This is a genomic window from Hydrocarboniphaga daqingensis (assembly GCF_900129825.1).
GTDB classification, from domain to species: domain Bacteria; phylum Pseudomonadota; class Gammaproteobacteria; order Nevskiales; family Nevskiaceae; genus Hydrocarboniphaga; species Hydrocarboniphaga daqingensis.
In genome coordinates this window covers 594611-611671 of the sequence record NZ_FQWZ01000002.1, presented here as the reverse complement: position 1 = coordinate 611671, position 17061 = coordinate 594611, and the positions used below count along the sequence as shown (strand labels likewise).

The following is a 17061-nucleotide window of genomic DNA, read 5'->3' as shown; positions in this document are numbered from 1 at the left end:
GGGCAGCCTTGCTGCAAGAAAAAGCGGGCCAAGCCAGCGCTTTAGCCCTCTCCCGCCGGGAGAGGGTGGCCCGCAGGGCCGGGTGAGGGCCTGCCAGCATCGCGCGATCCCAAACGCCCTCACCCGGCGCTACGCGCCGACCTCTCCCGGAGGGACAGGCAAGCCAAGCAAGAGGGGCAGCCTTGCTGCAAGAAAAAGCGGGCCAAGCCAGCGCTTTAGCCCTCTCCCGCCGGGAGAGGGTGGCCCGCAGGGCCGGGTGAGGGCCTGCCAGCGTCGCGCGATCCCAAACGCCCTCACCCGGCGCTACGCGCCGACCTCTCCCGGAGGGAGAGGCAAGCAAGGTCAGCTGCGCTCGGGTAGCGTGATGCTCATCGCCAGCACTTCGTCACCGTCTTCGCGCTTGACGTCGACGTGGACCGCCGAATCGTCGACGGTGACGTATTTGCGCACCACGGCCAGCAGTTCTTCGCGCAGACGGGTCAGATATTCCGGGCCGTTGGCGCGGCCGGCACGCTGGTGCGACACGACGACCAGCAGGCGTTCCTTGGCGGTCTGCGCGCTCGCTTTCTGTTCGGTGCGGAACAGCTTCATCCAGTCGATGGCCATAATCAGGCTCCGAACAGTTTGCTGAGCAGGCCCTTCTTTTCTGCCGTGATGAAGCGGTGCGGACGATCTTCGCCGAGGAAACGCGCCACCAAGTCGTCGTAGGCCTGGCCGGCGTCGGTGGTCTTGTCGTTGATGACCGGCGAGCCCGAGTTGGATGCCGACAGCACGCTGCCGGACTCGGGGATCACGCCAAGCACCGGGATGCCCAAGATCTCCTTGACGTCGTCGATCGACAGCATTTCGCCCTTGAGCACGCGCGCCGGGTTGTAGCGGGTGATGACCAGGTGTTCCTTGACCCGGCCGCTGCCCGATTCGACCGAGCGCGTCTTGCTCGACAGCAGGCCGAGCACGCGGTCGGAGTCACGCACCGACGACACTTCGGGGTTGGTGACCACCAGCGCCTCGTCGGCGAAGTACATCGCCAGATGCGCGCCGCGCTCGATGCCGGCTGGCGAGTCGCAGATGATGTAGTCGAATTCCTTGGCCAGTTCGTTGAGCACCTTTTCGACGCCGGCTTCGGACAACGCATCCTTGTCTCGGGTCTGGCTCGCGGCCAGCACGTACAGGTTGTCGTACTGCTTGTCCTTGATCAGCGCCTGACGCAGGTTGGCTTCTTCGTGGATCACGTTGACGAAGTCGAACACCACGCGCCGCTCGCAGCCCATGATCAGGTCGAGATTGCGCAGGCCCACGTCGAAATCGATCACCACCGTCTTCTTGCCGCGCGCCGCCAGGCCCGTGGAAAACGATGCACTGGTCGTGGTCTTGCCCACGCCGCCCTTGCCGGATGTCACTACGACGATTTTCGTCACCGCTGTCCCTCTCGAGTACGTACTGCTTCCTGTGTGTGAGCCGCGTCGCGCGCCAAAGGCGCTACACGTCGAGGCGTTCGATTCTGAGCTTGCCCTGCACCAAGCTGGCTTGCACCGGCTGGCCACGCAGGGCGCCCTGCATCTGGTCGGCGACGGCGTAGATGCCGGCGACCGCTAGCAGGTCGGCTTCCATTTTGCGGCAGAAGATGCGGGCGTCGGTATCACCGCGCGCACCGGCCAAGGCCCGGCCGCGCAACGTGCCGTAGACATGAATGCAACCGTCGGCGATGACCTCGGCGCCCGGGCTGACAAGTTGCGTCACGATCAGGTCGGCACCTTCGGCGTAGATCTGCTGGCCGGAGCGGACCGGCTCGGTCACGATCCGGGTCGAGCGGCGCACCGGCATCGCGATCGGCGGCGGCGGCGGTGGCGGTGGTGCGACCGGTACTTCGACCACCACGGGCTCGGCCGCAGCGCGGCCGCTGCGGCCTTCGCTGACGACGTCGAGCGGCAGCACTGGCAGGCCGCACAGCCGCGCATCACCGGCCAGTGCGCCTTCCATGACCGCCAGCGGCTGCATGCCCAAATCGCGCATCAGCTTGAGCACGCCGGCCAGTTCGATCGGCACGTCACTTTCGAGGATCACCGGCAGGCCTTCGATGGCTTGCGGCATCTGGGCGGCGAAGTTGCGCAGGTGGGTGTCGATGGCGGCCAGGCTGGGATCGAGAACGCGGACTCGCGTCAACGACAGCATGCGCCCCTTGAACTCCAGAGCAGGCTTGGCTTTGGGCATGGAATCGGTCTACCGGAATTGCAACAGTCTAGCATTGCCGGTTCACCGGGCCTTCGGCGAGACCGCAGCATGATGCACCGAAGCGGTGCGCCATGGCCTATGTTTTGCTTAGGCTTCCTGTTAGCGTAGTTTCTCTCTAAAAACAGCCATCACCCTGCGGGAGCACATGGCAATTGATTGGCGGCAATACCGCTGCGAAAACTTCTACGATGAGCTGTGCGAGTCGGCCGGGCTGCCACGCCCCGCGGCGCGCAAGCTCGCCGAGTACCTCCAAGCCCTGTCCGAACCCGAATTGGCCGAACGCCGCTTGGCCGCCGAGTTGGCGATCAAGGTCATGGGCATCAGCTTCACGGTGTATTCCGAGGGCAAGAATGTCGACCGCGCCTGGCCGTTCGACATCATTCCCCGGATCATCCCGCTGAGTGAGTGGCAGAAGACCGAAGCCGGCCTCAAGCAGCGCGTCTACGCGCTGAACCTGTTCATCCAGGACTTGTACAACGAGCAGAAGATCATCAAGGACGGGGTGTTCCCGGCCGAGTTGCTCAACGAGTCGGTGAACTTCCGCAAGCAGTGCATCGGCGTCAAGCCAGCCAACGGCGTCTGGGCGCATATCTGCGGCAGCGATCTGGTACGCGACAACGACGGCACGATGTATGTGCTCGAAGACAACTTGCGCGTGCCCTCGGGCGTCTCCTACATGGTCGAGAACCGCTTGGTCACCAAGCGCGTGTTCCCGGAGCTGTTCGAAGCGACGAACATCCTGCCGGTCGACGACTACCCAGCGCAGCTGTACGACACGCTCGCCGCACTGTCGCCGCGGCCGCTGGACCAGCCCAACGTCGTGCTGCTGACGCCGGGCATCTTCAATTCGGCGTACTTCGAGCACGCGTATCTGGCGCAGCAGATGGGCATCGAGCTGGTCGAAGGCACCGATCTGTTCGTCGCCGACGACGACTGCGTGTACATGCGCACGATCTACGGCCCGCGCCGGGTCGACGTGATCTATCGCCGCATCGATGACTTGTTCCTCGACCCGGAAGCGTTCAATCCCGAATCGGTGCTGGGCGTCAAAGGCCTGATGCGCGCCTGGATCAACGGTCGCGTGGCGCTGGCCAACTGCCCGGGCGCCGGCGTCGCCGACGACAAGGTCGTCTACGCGTTCGTGCCGCAGATGATCAAGTACTACCTGGGCGAAGACCCGATCATCCCGAACGTGCCCAGCTATCTGTGCATGGACCCCAAGCAGCGCGAATACGTGCTGGCTAATCTCGACAAGCTGGTCGTCAAGCCGGCCAACGAATCGGGCGGCTACGGCATGTTGATCGGGCCGCGATCGACGGCCGAAGAGCGTGAGAAGTTCCGCCGGCTGATCGAATCCAATCCGCGCAACTACATGGCCCAGCCGACGCTGGCACTGTCCACTGCGCCGACGCTGATGGAAGACAACACGATCGAACCCCGACACCTCGACCTGCGGCCGTTCATCCTGTCGCGCGGCAGTGTTGATTCCACCTACGTGACCACCGGCGGACTGACCCGCGTGGCGATGGTGCGCGGCTCGCTGGTGGTCAATTCCAGTCAGGGCGGCGGCGCCAAGGACACCTGGATCGTCGACCTCGAAGACAGCGCCCCGCCGTCACCAACGCAATCGCAATCGCAGGGGGCCGGCTGATGCTGTCCCGCGTCGCTAGCAACATCTACTGGCTCGGCCGCTACCTGCAACGCGCCGAAAACACCGCGCGACTGGTCAACGTCAACGCGCTGCTGCTGCTCGACCTGCCGCGCGGCATTCCGTTCGGCTGGCAGCCGCTGGTGCAGATCGTCGGCGCCGAAGAGCTGTACCGCTCGCTGTACGGCGACGACTACAGTGAATCCAATGTCGTGCGCTTTCTGCTGCTGGACCAGCGTAACCCGGGCTCGATCCACAGCTCGCTGCACGCGGCGCGCGAAATCCTCCGCACCGTGCGCGACGCCACGCCGCGCGAAGTCTGGGAAAAGCTCAACGACCTGCATTACTACGTGATCGGCCAGGGCGAAGGCGCGCTGAGCCGGTCGCGGCGCGGCGCGTTCCTGCAGCGCGTGATCGACGGCACGATGCTGGTGTACTCGGTGCTCAGCTTCAACATGAGCCAGGACGTCGGCTTCCAGTTTCTGCGGATCGGCACCAACCTCGAACAAGCCGACATGACCACGCGCATCCTCGATGTGCGGTCGACGTCGCTGCTGGACCCAACCGGCCGAGCCGAACAGCTGGCGCCGCTGTACAACATCCAGTGGATGAGCGTGCTGCGCACGCTGACCGCGTATCAGATGTATCGCCGGCACGTGAAGGCGCGCGTCAACCGCACCGGCGTGCTGCGATTCCTGCTGCAGAACCGCGAGTTCCCGCGCAGCGTCACGTTCTGCCTGTCGATGATCGCCTCCACGCTGCCGCACCTGCCGGAATCGCGCAGCGTCGAGCGCACCTTGTGGCGGGTCCGGGCCTTGGTTCAGGACGCCAACGTCGACAAGCTGGTCGAAGAAGGCCTGCATGGCTTGATCGACGAAATCCAGCTAGGCCTGAACGACCTGCACGGCGCCGTCGCCGAAGTGTTCTTCAAGGTGCCGGAGCTTTAAAGGCTTGCACAAAATCCTATTGTTGAATACTTAATCACAATAGGTTGCGTCACGCGCCGTCTTGGAATGTCCATACGGCGCGTCCACAATCGCAGTGATCAAACCGAGTCATCCCCGGCACCGGCCAGGGCGCAGTGGCAGCAACGATGCAAGCGGCGCGCGACACATCAGCCGCATTGAGCGAAACGGAGCAGTAATGATCCCTTCGATACTCAAACTCGACGCCGGCGGCCTGCCCGTCGGCTGGATACGCTGGCAATCGGCGGTGACGCTGTACGCCCGCAAACGCGTCTGCTGGGAAGCCGGCGCCGAGCGCTTCCGGATCAGCGGCGGCCTCAGCTCCGTGACCGGCCAGCGCTCGTCAGTCGAGATCGGCTCGATCATCGCCGTCGCCGACCGCGCGCGGAAATTCGCCGCCGGCGCGCCGATGCTGACCAACCGCACGCTGTTCCAGCGTGACCGCAATCTGTGTCTGTACTGCGGCCGCCAGTTCTCCGCCTCGGTGCTGACGCGCGACCACGTCATTCCGGTATCCCGCGGCGGCGAAAACGTCTGGATCAACTGCGTCACCGCCTGCGAACGCTGCAACCACCGCAAGGCCGACCGCACGCCCGAAGAAGCCGGCATGAAACTGCTGGCGGTGCCCTACACGCCCAACCTCGCCGAATACCTGATCCTCAGCAACCGACTGATCCTCGCGGACCAGATGGAGTTTTTGCTGAATTTTGCAGGCAAAAAAGCTTTTGCCTAAGCAGCCAGCGGGATTTCGAGCCCGGGCTGGGGTCCGGCACGTCGGGTCGAAAATGCCGTCTTCCACTGAGACCGGCGCAACAAATTCTCACTTCTGCTGATGAGATCATTTTGCCCGACGCGATCGGCCGCGCTCGGCGAATGCGGCGCGACCTGCCCCTGCGGCCGATGCCGTTGCTCGGCGGGCTTGAGCGAATCCGCTCCCGTGGTTCAAGCCGCGTCTGCCAACCTCAAGGCGCAGGACGTGACCCATGGCCCATCCAATCCGACAGGAACGCATCCTGATTCTTTGCAAGACGTATCCATCCCCCAGCACGAAGTACGTTGAGACGTCTTGCGTTGCGGGGATGACGGAATCGGGCGATTTGATCCGGTTGTATCCGGTGCCCTTCCGCCTCGTGACGGATCAGCAGCAGTTCAAAAAGTGGCAGTGGATCGATGCGCGAGTCCAGCACGCGTCAGACGATCGCCGAGTTGAAAGCCATCGTTTGCATGTCGACACCATCAAAATTGGCGAGGTGGTACCGACCGCCAAAGACTGGTCTCAACGTCGACGCTGGCTGGACATGCTGCCGGTGTTCGATGATTTCGATGCCCTCGAACGAGCAAGGCAACAGCGCCGCGGACCGACCTTGGCGCTGCTCAGGCCCTCTCGAATCCTCGCCTTGGATACCAAGCCGGTCAAAGACCGTGACTGGACCCCGGAAGAGAAAGCCAAGCTCACCCAGCTTCAAGCGCAGGGCAACCTCTTCGCGCATTCCGATCCGGACATCCGGCTGTTGAAGAAACTTCCCTACGACTTCCACTACCGGTACGAGTGCCGTGCGGGCTCATCGGTAACGTCTTACCGGCACAAGATCGTGGATTGGGAGATTGGCGCCCTTTATTGGAATGTTGAGCGCAAGCATGGAACGGCCTGGGAGGCTCCGCTTCGGGCCAAGTACGAGACCGAGTTTGCCTCAAAGGACCTGATGTTCCTGATGGGAACGATCCACCGTTTCCCGGACCAGTGGCTGATCGTCAGCGTGATCTACCCGCCTAAGCTGCAGCCCGGCACGCAAGTTCAGGGATCACTGTTCGGGCCGTGATGTGGGCCACCGGCAGGGCACCGGCCTGACTCACCGCCCTTGCGACGAACGTTCGATGACATTGAGCCGGGTCGGCCTCAAAGCACATCAAGGCCGCCGTCGTGGTGCTCCCGATCTTCGCGAGTTCGGCAATGGCGGCTTGCTGGCCAGCGAGGTGTTCCATGAACGACGCTGTGTACTGCGTCCAGTCGCGGTCGAGCTTGTAGCGATCGCGCACAGACTTCGGACAGCCGAGCGATGGCATGTGCAGATAGCCGATACCCCGGTCAGCCAGTAGCTTCGATAAAGCGGTTTTGGAGAATCCGGGTTTTCGCGAGAGCGGCAGCGCCCGGACATCCACCAGAGTCCGAATCGCTTCGGCCGCGAGCCGACCGATGAAGGCCTCCGAGGTCATGCCTTCGTAACCGGCGGTGTAGAGGTATCGGGGTCTTTTCATCGCAGCACATGTTACCGGGCCACTCACCGCTTGGCGCGCTGCATGGCCCGCGCCAAACGTGTCGTTCGCGACCTGATTACTGACAGCACGTTGGATATCTGCGGGGCACGCCGAGGCAAGCGCCCGCCCTCCTCGCGCCGCGATCGCAGCACCGCCTCCGATCTACTCCATTTGAAGTAGGAACTAGGCCAATCACGAAGCCGTGGCTTGCATGACAGACTCGTGGCAGCAATGCCGATGCGCACCTCGCCGTGCCCGGTACCGAGCGTCATCGAAACGTGGTGCAAATGGAGAACATCGTGGGCAAGACGAGCTATCGACTGTGGCTGACGGCGGCCTGTTCGGCGCTGGTGATATTGGCGGGCTGTGGCGGTGGCGGCAGCGACGACAATCCTGGCCCGTTGCCGACAGCGCAGTCGGACTGGAGCACGCTCGGCGCGCGCACGGCCACGGCGCAAGGCGGCCGCACGATCACCGGCAATCAGGGCGCGCAGTGGACCAGCACCTATGCCCCGCCGGCGACGCACGCCGGCACGGCCGTGCAGCCGCTGCAATACATCACGATGCGCGACGGCAAGCGTCTGGCCGCGTATCTGACGCTGCCGGCCGACGCCGACGGCAATCCGGCGCCAGGGCCGTTCCCGACCGTGCTCGTGCAGACCGCTTACAACGGCGTCAGCGGCCAGTTCGTGCCGGCGCTCGGCGGTGCCGACGAGCTGCTGGTCACTCACGGCTACGCCAGCATCACGGTCGACGTCCGCGGCACCGGCCAGTCCGAGGGGCAGTGGGAAGCCTTCGGCCCTGAAGAGCAGGCCGACTACGCCGAGGTGGTCGACTGGGTCGTCCGCCAGCCGTGGTGCGACGGACGCATCGGCGTGCAGGGCGTCTCCTATCTGGGCATCACGGCGATCATCACGGCAGCGCAGGGCCATCCGTCGATCAAGGCGGCGTTCCCGATCGTGCCGATCGGTGACGGCTACCGCGACATCGTGTTCACCGGCGGCCAGGTCAATCCGACGTTCATTCCGCTGTGGCTGGGCTTGGTGTCGGTGCTCGGCGTGACCAATCCGACGGTGCTGACCGATCCCACCATCGGCATCCCGGTCGTGCTGGAGCACGTGCTCAGCGCCGTGACCAACTTTCAGGTGCCGACGATTCTGAAGGCGCTGGTCGGCGAGGCCGAAACCGCATACGACGGCGCGTTCTGGCAGGCACGCTCGCCGCTGGAGATCATCTCGGCCGTCAGGGTGCCGACCTTCGTCGTCGGCGGCCTGCGCGACTTGTTCCAGCGCAGCGAGCCGATGAGCTATGAGGTCATCAAGCGCAACACCGTGGCCAAGCTGCTGATGGGCCCGTGGACGCACATCCAGGCTGCGATGGGCATGGGCTTGCCGGCGGATGGTGTGCCGACGCTCAGCGAGCTGACGCTGCAGTGGTTCGACCAGTACGTCAAAGGCCTGGACGTCGGCGCCGACCGCTTGCCGAATGTTACGCAGTGGGTCACCGGCCTGGATCGCTACGTAACGGCGAGCGACTGGCCGCATCCGCAAGCCAGCGCGCAGCGCTTGTACCTCCGCGGCGACAAATCGTTGTCGACCACGACGCCGGCCGCCGACGAGCGCAGCAATGTCGCGGCGCAAGTCCCGATCCTGGGCTTGTGCTCGGTCAGCTCCGCGCAGTGGACCGCCGGCCTGCTCGGCTTGCTTCCGGTGCCTTGCTTCTCCAACGGCAACGTCGTCGACAGCGGCGCGATCAACTACCAGACCGAGCCGATGGCCGAGGACTACTACCTGAACGGCCCGATCGAAGCGGACATCTGGATGGCGACCACCGCGATCGACGCCGGCCTGTCGGTGCGGGTCGACGACGTCGCACCCAATGGCCGGGTGACACCGCTGACCAACGGCCTGCAGACCGCATCACTGCGCGCGGTCGACGAGCGCCGCTCACGCAAGCTCGACGGCCAGTCGATCCAGCCCTGGCATCCGTTTACCCAGGAATCGGTGCTGCCGGTGGGCATCAACACGCCGGTCATGGTGCCGGTCGAGGTGTTCCAAACCAGCGCGCTGATCGCCAAGGGTCACCGTCTGCGGATCGCCGTCAGCGCCAGCAATCTGCCGCAGGGTGTGCCGCCGCTTCCCACGCTGCTGCAGTCGTTGGCCGGCGTGCTGACGATTTACAGCGACGCGGCGCGGCCGTCGAGCGTGGTGATTCCCGTGGTGCCGGCCAGCGCGCTGACCAGCGGCTGATCGCGGCTCACAGCGGCAGCGCAGCCGGTGCGCGCTGCCGCTGCTGTTGCCGCTGCTCAGGCAGCCAGCTGGCGGTGGTCGACCATGATGCAGCGGTTCTGCACGACGTCGATTCCAGCGCGGGCGAGCCGCTCGGCGACCGCCGCGTCGGCGATGCCCAGTTGCATCCACACCGCGCGCGGCCGGGCGGCGATCAAGTCGTCGACATGCGCAGCCAAGTCCTGCGGCCGGCGGAACACGTTGACCATGTCGACTGGCGGATCGATGCCGGCCAATTGCCGATGCACGGGCCGTCCAAGAATCGTCGAAACATTCGGGTAATAGACCGGCACCGGCACCACATCGAAGCCGGCATCGACCAGATACTGCGCGACGTAGAACGCCGGCTGATCGGCCTGCATCTCGGTCTTTATGCCCAGCACGGCGATCCGCCGCGTTGCATTAAGCAGGCGGCGGATCGCCTCCGGCGTCGCGATCAGGTGATCGCGCCAGTGTGCGGTCGAATCGTTCAGGCGGCGGCCTGCGTCGGCGACGCCGCTGCTGTGATCGCCGGCACCGCCGCGGACACCGCCAACGACATCGTTGCCGGCGCCACGCCCTGCTCGGCCTGTGGCTGCGGCGACAACGCTCGGGCAATGTCGAGCAGGCAGGTCAGGTGTTTTTCGTCGAGCACGCCGTCGACCGAGATCGCCTTGCCGCGCCCCCAGAAGCGGATGGCGGCATCAAATTGCTCAATGCCATGACGCGCCATGATCGAGTGGATCTGCCGCACTTCGTCGTCGTTCAAGAATCCGGTTTTCATCGTCGTATCCGTCCCTGGTCAGTATTGCGCGGGCCTGCGCTCGCTCCGCAAGGGGCAAGCCAACTCACGACGCGAGCATCGAAGCGGCGGCGTTAATTGGCCCTGAACCCGGGCGCGCTTGCCGCTGATACTCGCTCGGGCTGCAACCCGAACGCGCGCGGAACGCACGCGCAAAGTTCGATGTGTCACTAAAGCCCAGCGAATAGGCGACCTCGGTGACGCTGGCGCCGGACGCCAGCCGCTCGCAGGCCAGCTCGTGCTGCACCCGACCCGACAACTCGCGATACGTGGTGCCCTCGCGTTCCAGATAGCGGTTCAGCGTGCGCGGCGACAAGTTCAGCATGCCGGCAAGCTCCGACAGCGTCGGCAGGCCCTCGCTGACTTCGCGCAGCGTCATCGCGACCCAGCCAGCGAGTTCGCGCACATCGGCCATCTGCTGCACCAGCGCGCGGCAGCGTTCCTCGGCCAAGCTGCGCGCGTTGGCATCGGCCATCGACAGCGGCAGCGCGCGCGGATCGCCAAGCAGGCGCAGGCTGACGCCAGGCGCGGACGCCACGCCGAAGCGGCACTGCAGGTCGCGGATCTCGCGGTAGCGCGCCTGGTGCGGCGGCTCGGGGATCGACAGCTGCAAGCGGCACGGCGGGCGCCGATCACCGATCAGATCGCTGACTTCGCGCAGCGCCGCCATGCCCATCGCCTCCAGATGAAAGGCCAGGCAGACGTGGCTCATCGCCACGCGCGGCGTCAACGTCAGCTCGCCGAAGTCCGGGCCGCTGTGATACCGCAACTGAAAGCTCGGCAGTATCAGGCGAAAGTACTGCGCCTCGAAGCGCAGCGCCTGGTCGAGATTGACGCTATTGAGCATGCCGTAGCCGACGAAGCTGTGGGCGCTGGCCGACAACAACTTGCCCAAGTCGAAGGCCAGATCGCTGCGCACACCGCCCGCCACCAGAAGCTGTAGCAGGCGGTCGACCTGTGAGAACGGCACCAAGCCCTGCGCATGGGTCAGTAGCTGCGGTGACAAGCCCAGCCCGGCCAGCAGCGCCGACACGTCGACGCGATCGCGGACCAGCAGTTCGGCCAGACGCGCGTAGTAGCGCGTCGGCACCATCAGTTCGGTTTTGCCCATGCAGCGCTCCCAATCCCGTGGCGCATTATGACCATAACATGGCGCACTTTGACCGGTTCAAGCCGGTCCCAGCGTTCAGCATCAATGCCATCAAAACCATAACGAAGGAGACGTCGCCATGACGATGCGGCCCACGATGATGAACAGCCCCGCCGATAGCCCGGCCTGGACCGACGGCAAACGCTGGCTGTGGCTGCTGAGCCCGGCGTTACCCTTGCTCGGCGCGGTGTCGACGCTGCTGGTCATCAGCGGCGCGTCGAGCCTGTGGCTGTGGGCGTTGCCGGTGGTGTTCTACGGCATCACGCCGCTGCTCGACTGGCTGATCGGCGAAGACCCGGTCAACGCGCCCGAATCCGCGGTGCCGGCGCTGAACGCCGACCGCTACTACCTGCAGATCGTGTTCGCGTACATCCCGAGCCAGTATCTGGCGACGATCGCCGGTGCCTGGCTGGCGGCGCAGGGCCAGCTCGGCGTGGCCGAATGGCTGGGCCTGCTGGCGACGGTGGGCATCACCAATGGCGTCGGCATCAACACCGCCCACGAACTGGGCCACAAGACCAATGGCCTGGAACGCTGGCTGGCGCGGATCGCGCTGGCGCCGGTGGCTTACGGCCACTTCTACGTCGAGCACAACAAGGGCCATCACCGGCACGTCGCCACGCCGGTCGACCCGGCCAGCTCGCGGATGGGCGAAAGCTTCTACGCATTCTGGCCGCGCACTGTGGTCGGCAGCGTCAAGTCGGCCTGGAACATCGAGCGCGAACGGCTGAACCGCCTCGGCCACAGCGTCTGGTCGGTACGCAACGAGAACCTGCAGGCCTGGGCAATGACCGTCGTGCTGTTCGGCGCGCTGACCGCCTGGCTCGGGCCATGGGCGCTCGGCTTCCTGCTGGTGCAGGCGGTGTTCGGCTTCTCGCTGCTGGAAGTCGTGAACTATCTGGAGCATTACGGCCTGGTGCGGCAAAAGACCGCCGACGGCCGCTACGAGCGCTGCCAGCCGCGCCACAGCTGGAACAGCAACCACATCGTCACCAATCTGTTTCTGTACCAGCTGCAGCGCCATTCCGACCACCACGCCAACCCGACGCGGCGCTACCAGGCGCTGCGCCATTTCGACGACAGCCCGCAGCTGCCGTCCGGCTATTCGTCGATGGTGCTGCTCGCCTACTTCCCGGCGCTGTGGTTCAAGGTGATGGACCCGCGCGTCGTTGCCCATCACGGTGGCGACCTGAGCAAGGCGCATCTGCACGAACCGCGTCGCGCCGAGCTGCTGCGTCGCTGGCAGCCGGCAGCAAAAACCGACAGCGTGGCGCCAGCCGGTGCCACCGCGCCGGCCAACGATGCCGCCGCGCCGGTCGCCGACACCGATGCGCGCTACCAGTGCCCAAACTGCGACTACTGCTACGAGCCGGCCACGGGCTGCGTCCACGAAGGCTTTGCGCCGGGGACGCCGTGGGCGCAGATCCCGGCCAACTGGGCGTGCCCGCAGTGCGCCGTGCGCGAAAAGCCGGACTTCGTCGCCAAGGCCGCCTGAGCAACACGACGGCAAGCACCATTGACCGGGGGCACTGCACCCCCGGTCACCTGAGGTGACGATAATTTTTGTTTCTTGCTACGGTCGATGTCCTGAATTCTTCACGTCACCGACATCAAGCCGTCATGAAACTTTGCTGGAACGCAGGCAGCGCCGTCGTCAACGGCCTGCCGATGCAGTGGGAACAAGCGGGCCCTGACAACGGCGAACCCTTGCTGCTGGTGATGGGTCTGGGCGGGCAGCTGATCCACTGGCCCGACGCCTTGTGCGAAGACCTGGTCGCCCGCGGCTTCAAGCTGATCCGCTTCGACAACCGCGACGCCGGACTGTCGGGCGACGCCAACCGGGGCGTACCGATCCATCTGCCGCGCGACTGGCTGCGCAGCCGCTGGGGCCAACCGGTCGATGCCAACTACACGCTGCATGACATGGCGGCCGACACCGTCGCCTTGCTCGACACGCTCGGCGTCGCCCGCGCGCATCTGGCCGGCGTCTCGATGGGCGGCATGATTTCGCAGATCGTTGCCGCGCGTTACCCGAAGCGGGTGCGCTCGCTGACCTCGATCATGTCGAGCACCAATCACCCCAAGCTACCCGGCGCGCGACTCGACGTGCTGCTGCACATGTCGGGGCTGACGCCGCGACCCAAGACGCGCGAAGCCGTGATCCGGCGGTCGACGACGATGCTGCGCCGCATCGGCAGCCCCGGCTTCCCGACGCCGTACGAGTACCGGGCGCGGATCGTCGGCATGGCCTATGACCGCGCGTTCCGACCCTCGGGCGTTTTGCGCCAGACCCACGCGATCCTGGCCACCGGCAGTTTCGAAGACCTGTTGCCGCAGATCAGCGCGCCGACCCAGGTGATCCACGGCCTGGCCGACCCGTTGCTGCGTCCGGCCTGCGGCCAGCGCAGCGCGCAGATCATCCGCGGCTCGCGGCTGGAAATGATCCCCGGCATGGGCCACGACCTGGCACCGAGTCTGATGCCGCAGTGGTCGGGGCTGATCGCCGCCAACGCCGCACGCGGCTGAGCGAGGCGCGGCGGGCACGCCGCGCCGCTACAATGCGCGATCCCCGCGTGACCGTGCCCCGCCGATGTCCTCTGTCGCCCCTGTTCGCCGTACCCGCTCCAAATCCACTGCGCCCAAGGTCGGCTTCGTCTCGCTCGGCTGCCCCAAGGCGCTGGTCGATTCCGAACGGATCCTGACGCAGCTGCGCGCCGAGGGTTACCAGACCGCGCCGACCTATGACGCGGCCGACGTGGTCATCGTCAACACCTGCGGCTTCATCGACAGCGCGGTCACCGAATCGCTCGACGCGATTGGCGAGGCGATGAACGAAAACGGCAAGGTCATCGTCACCGGCTGCCTCGGCGCCAAGTCGGACATGATCCGCGATAAGTTCCCCGACCTGCTGTCGATCAGCGGCCCGCAGGACTACGCCACCGTGATGAACGCGGTGCACAGCGCCGTGCCCTACCAGCACGACCCGTTCGTCGACCTGTTGCCGGCCAAGCGCCGCTCGGCCAGCGCGCAGGCCGCGCAGGACGTCGGCGTCAAGCTGACGCCCAAGCACTACGCATATTTGAAGATTTCCGAAGGCTGCAATCACAAGTGCAGCTTCTGCATCATCCCGTCGATGCGAGGCAAGCTCGCCTCGCGCAGCGTCGTCGACGTGCTCGCCGAAGCCGAAAAGCTGGTCAAAGCCGGCGTCAAGGAACTGCTGGTGATCTCGCAGGACACCTCGGCCTACGGCTCCGACCTGAAGTACGCCGGCGGCAGCTGGCGCGGCCATGAATACCGCACGTCGATGCTCGACCTGTGCCGCGGCCTGGGCCAACTCGGCGTCTGGGTGCGGCTGCATTACGTCTACCCGTACCCGCACGTCGACGAGATCATTCCGCTGATGGCGCAGGGCCTGGTGCTGCCGTATCTCGACATCCCGTTCCAGCACGGCTCGCCGAGCGTGCTCAAGCGGATGAAGCGTCCTGCGTTTGCCGAAAACACGCTGGAGCGGATCAAGACCTGGCGCAAGATTTGCCCCGAGCTGGTGATCCGCAGCACGTTCATCGTCGGCTTCCCTGGCGAAACCGAAGCCGAATTCCAGGAGCTGCTCGACTGGCTCAAGGAAGCCAAGCTCGACCGCGTCGGCTGCTTCCAGTATTCGCCGGTCGAAGGCGCCACCGCCAACGATCTGGCCGACCCGGTGCCGGACGACGTCAAGGCCGAGCGCTACGAGCGCTTCATGAAGACCCAGGCCAAGATCAGCAAGGCGCGGCTCAAGAAGATGGTCGGCCGCACGCTCGACGTGCTGGTCGACGAAATCGACGAAGACGGCGTGCTGTCGGGCCGCAGCTATGCCGACGCACCCGAGATCGACGGCCGCGTCTACCTGTCATGCGACTTTCCGCTGAAGCCCGGCCAGATGGTCCGCGCCAAGGTGCTCGAATCCAACGAGCACGACCTGCACGCCGAAGCGATCGAAGAGTAAGCGGCGCGGCGCCTGGGTCGGCTATTCCGACAACCCGGCCAACGGCGGTGTGTACGGATGGCTTGGCCGCGCCGACCTTGGTTGCTACATTGTAGAAACCTTGGTCATCGGGGCAGCCCATGCGCGCTATATCCGCACGCGAATTCAATCACGACACGGCGGGCGCCAAGCGCGACGCGCTGGCGGAGCCGGTGTTCATCCTGGATCGCGGCCAGCCGTCCCACGTGCTGATGTCCATCGCCCACTACAAGGCCTTGCTGGGCAGCAACGCCAACATCGTGGACCTGCTCGGCATGCCGGGCATCGAAGACGTCGCACTGGATCTGCCGCCCAAAAACCGCGAGCCCGCCACCGGCGCCGAGTTCCGCTGAATGTTCGTGCTCGACACCAACGTGGTATCGGAACTACGCAAGGCACGCGCGGGCCGCGCCGACCGAAACGTCACGGCTTGGGCGCAGTCCGTGCCGTCGTCGGCGCTGTACCTGTCGGTGGTGGCGATCATGGAACTGGAGAACGGCATCGAAGCCGTCCGAGGCCGTGACCCACATCAATACAGCGCGCTTCGCAGCTGGATGGACAACTTCGTGCTGTCGGCCTTCGCCGGCCGCATCCTCGACTTCGACTTGCCGTCGGCGATCCGCTGTGCCGGCTTGAACCGTCCGCAACCCCGGCCGCTGCGCGATTCAATGATCGCGGCAACGGCCTTGCAGCACGGCATGCGGGTCGTCACGCGCGACGTCGGCGACTTCGAGGGCATGGTGCCGGTGCTGAATCCCTGGGACGACGCGGCAGGCTGATTCGGCTCCTGAGCCGGGCAGCGGCCGGTGTTGCGATGCCGCTAGTAGCCGCCGATCACCAAGGCCCACAGCGGCACAGTGACGAAGCTCATCGCGATGCCGACGCTGACCAGTGCGCTGGACAGCTCCGGCGCCAAGCCGTGTTCCGAGGCGAGGATGCCGGCGGTGATCATCGGCGCCATCGCCACTTGCAGGATGCCGATCGTGATCGGCATGCCGTGCAGGCCCATCGCCAGCGCACCGCCCCACATCAGCGCCGGCAGCAGCAGCATCTTCCACAGCGCGCCAATGCCGATCAGGCCGGCATAGCGGCGCGCGGCGCCCGGCTTGAACTGGAAGCCGACCGCCGCCAGCGCCAGCGGCGTCAGCGTGTCGCCGAGGCGCTTGAGGACCACGTCGACCGGCTCGGGCCAGTGGCCGTCGTCGAGCAGCACGGCGGCGATGCCGGCGACGATCAGCGCCAGAAACGGCGTGAACATCAGCACGCGCTTGATCAAGTCGATCGGCCGCGTGGTCTGCCCGGCGAAATACGCGGCCACTGGCAGGCCGATCAGCGTCAGCGCCAGAAACGTCGCCTGGTCGGCGATCAGCGCCGCGCCCATCGCCGGCGGACCGATGATCGCCAGCAGCAGCGGAAAGCCGACGAACGAGGTGTTGCCCAAGCCCCAGCACAGCGTCATCGCGCCCTGCGTGCCGCGATCCCAGCCGAGCCGGCGCGCGAGGACCGCCATCACCGCCATCGTCGAGAACATCAGCACGAATGGGCCCAGCAACGGCAGCAGCAGGCGCGCATCGAAATGCAGCTGCGGGATCTGCTCGAGGATCACGCAGGGCAGCGCAACGCGGATCAGCCAGGCGTTGATCGTCGCCGGCGCATTGGGCGGCATCCAGCGCCGGCGCGCGGCCAGCATGCCGATCGCCGGGCACAGCAACAGCAGCAGGATCCCGCTCACGATGCG

At 65.6% G+C, this 17061-nt stretch carries 18 protein-coding genes; 10 read left to right on the top strand and 8 right to left on the bottom strand.

Going from position 1 to position 17061, the window contains the following annotated elements; translation table 11 throughout:
• Positions 1–342 precede the first annotated feature (342 nt).
• The 3 genes from minE to minC all read right to left on the bottom strand — a co-directional run bounded on the left by minE (position 343) and on the right by minC (position 2211).
• Positions 343–606 carry a cell division topological specificity factor MinE gene (minE, locus tag BUB09_RS05695; RefSeq protein WP_072895274.1) on the bottom strand — a complete coding sequence of 88 codons (264 nt, stop codon included), beginning with the start codon at positions 604–606 and terminating at the stop codon, positions 343–345.
• A gap of 2 nt (positions 607–608) precedes the next feature.
• Positions 609–1418 (bottom strand): septum site-determining protein MinD, encoded by an 810-nt coding sequence (gene minD, locus BUB09_RS05690; RefSeq protein ID WP_072895271.1) that lies wholly within the window; start codon positions 1416–1418, stop codon positions 609–611.
• Positions 1419–1479: 61 nt separating this feature from the next.
• Positions 1480–2211: a septum site-determining protein MinC gene (gene minC / locus BUB09_RS05685; RefSeq protein ID WP_072895269.1), complete on the bottom strand. Its 732-nt coding sequence runs from the start codon at positions 2209–2211 to the stop codon at positions 1480–1482.
• Positions 2212–2383: 172 nt separating this feature from the next.
• On the opposite strand from minC, the gene BUB09_RS05680 reads away from it, so the two are divergent.
• The 4 genes from BUB09_RS05680 (at position 2384) to BUB09_RS05665 (ending at position 6665) form a co-directional block, all read left to right on the top strand.
• Complete coding sequence (locus BUB09_RS05680) at positions 2384–3883, top strand: circularly permuted type 2 ATP-grasp protein (RefSeq protein ID WP_072895529.1); 1500 nt, start codon at positions 2384–2386, stop codon at positions 3881–3883.
• Positions 3883–4827 carry an alpha-E domain-containing protein gene (locus BUB09_RS05675; protein ID WP_072895266.1) on the top strand — a complete coding sequence of 315 codons (945 nt, stop codon included), beginning with the start codon at positions 3883–3885 and terminating at the stop codon, positions 4825–4827. Before BUB09_RS05680 ends, BUB09_RS05675 begins: the two co-directional genes overlap by 1 nt.
• 196 nt (positions 4828–5023) lie before the next feature.
• Entirely contained in the window at positions 5024–5578 is a 555-nt protein-coding gene (locus tag BUB09_RS05670) for an HNH endonuclease (RefSeq protein ID WP_072895263.1), read from the top strand.
• Positions 5579–5828: 250 nt separating this feature from the next.
• Positions 5829–6665 (top strand): DUF8758 domain-containing protein, encoded by an 837-nt coding sequence (locus BUB09_RS05665; RefSeq protein WP_072895261.1) that lies wholly within the window; start codon positions 5829–5831, stop codon positions 6663–6665.
• Here BUB09_RS05665 and BUB09_RS05660 read toward each other — a convergent pair.
• The gene (locus BUB09_RS05660; RefSeq protein WP_072895258.1) at positions 6616–7101 is read right to left on the bottom strand and encodes a DUF488 domain-containing protein; all 486 of its coding nucleotides are present in this window, start codon (positions 7099–7101) and stop codon (positions 6616–6618) included. The genes BUB09_RS05665 and BUB09_RS05660 overlap by 50 nt on opposite strands.
• Before the next feature lie 299 nt (positions 7102–7400).
• Here BUB09_RS05660 and BUB09_RS05655 point away from each other — a divergent pair, with 299 nt between their 5' ends.
• Positions 7401–9350, top strand: coding sequence for a CocE/NonD family hydrolase (locus BUB09_RS05655; RefSeq protein WP_245793146.1), 1950 nt, complete (start codon positions 7401–7403; stop codon positions 9348–9350).
• Positions 9351–9406: 56 nt separating this feature from the next.
• Here BUB09_RS05655 and BUB09_RS05650 read toward each other — a convergent pair whose 3' ends face one another.
• The 3 genes from BUB09_RS05650 to BUB09_RS05640 form a co-directional block, all read right to left on the bottom strand.
• Positions 9407–9862: a CoA-binding protein gene (locus tag BUB09_RS05650; protein WP_072895254.1), complete on the bottom strand. Its 456-nt coding sequence runs from the start codon at positions 9860–9862 to the stop codon at positions 9407–9409.
• Positions 9859–10152, bottom strand: coding sequence for a hypothetical protein (locus BUB09_RS05645; RefSeq protein ID WP_072895252.1), 294 nt, complete (start codon positions 10150–10152; stop codon positions 9859–9861). The genes BUB09_RS05650 and BUB09_RS05645 overlap by 4 nt, the downstream gene beginning before the upstream one ends.
• Positions 10153–10216: 64 nt before the next feature.
• Positions 10217–11281, bottom strand: a complete 1065-nt coding sequence (locus tag BUB09_RS05640) for a helix-turn-helix domain-containing protein (protein ID WP_072895249.1) — start codon at positions 11279–11281, stop codon at positions 10217–10219.
• A gap of 118 nt (positions 11282–11399) precedes the next feature.
• Between BUB09_RS05640 and BUB09_RS05635 the strand changes: the two genes are divergently transcribed.
• The 5 genes from BUB09_RS05635 to BUB09_RS05615 all read left to right on the top strand — a co-directional run bounded on the left by BUB09_RS05635 (position 11400) and on the right by BUB09_RS05615 (position 16102).
• Entirely contained in the window at positions 11400–12815 is a 1416-nt protein-coding gene (locus BUB09_RS05635) for a fatty acid desaturase (RefSeq protein ID WP_245793144.1), read from the top strand.
• A 125-nt stretch (positions 12816–12940) separates the two neighbouring features.
• On the top strand, positions 12941–13846 hold the full coding sequence (locus BUB09_RS05630) for an alpha/beta fold hydrolase (RefSeq protein ID WP_072895246.1): 906 nt from the start codon (positions 12941–12943) through the stop codon (positions 13844–13846).
• 64 nt (positions 13847–13910) lie between these two features.
• A complete protein-coding gene (gene rimO, locus BUB09_RS05625; RefSeq protein WP_072895244.1) occupies positions 13911–15305 on the top strand; it encodes a 30S ribosomal protein S12 methylthiotransferase RimO in 1395 nt (464 codons plus the stop codon).
• A gap of 119 nt (positions 15306–15424) precedes the next feature.
• Entirely contained in the window at positions 15425–15676 is a 252-nt protein-coding gene (locus BUB09_RS05620; protein WP_072895242.1) for a type II toxin-antitoxin system Phd/YefM family antitoxin, read from the top strand.
• Positions 15677–16102 (top strand): type II toxin-antitoxin system VapC family toxin, encoded by a 426-nt coding sequence (locus tag BUB09_RS05615; protein WP_072895239.1) that lies wholly within the window; start codon positions 15677–15679, stop codon positions 16100–16102. It begins immediately after the preceding gene.
• A 41-nt stretch (positions 16103–16143) separates the two neighbouring features.
• Here the strand turns inward: BUB09_RS05615 and BUB09_RS05610 are convergent, their stop codons facing one another.
• Complete coding sequence (locus BUB09_RS05610) at positions 16144–17055, bottom strand: AEC family transporter (protein WP_084083187.1); 912 nt, start codon at positions 17053–17055, stop codon at positions 16144–16146.
• Positions 17056–17061 lie beyond the last annotated feature (6 nt).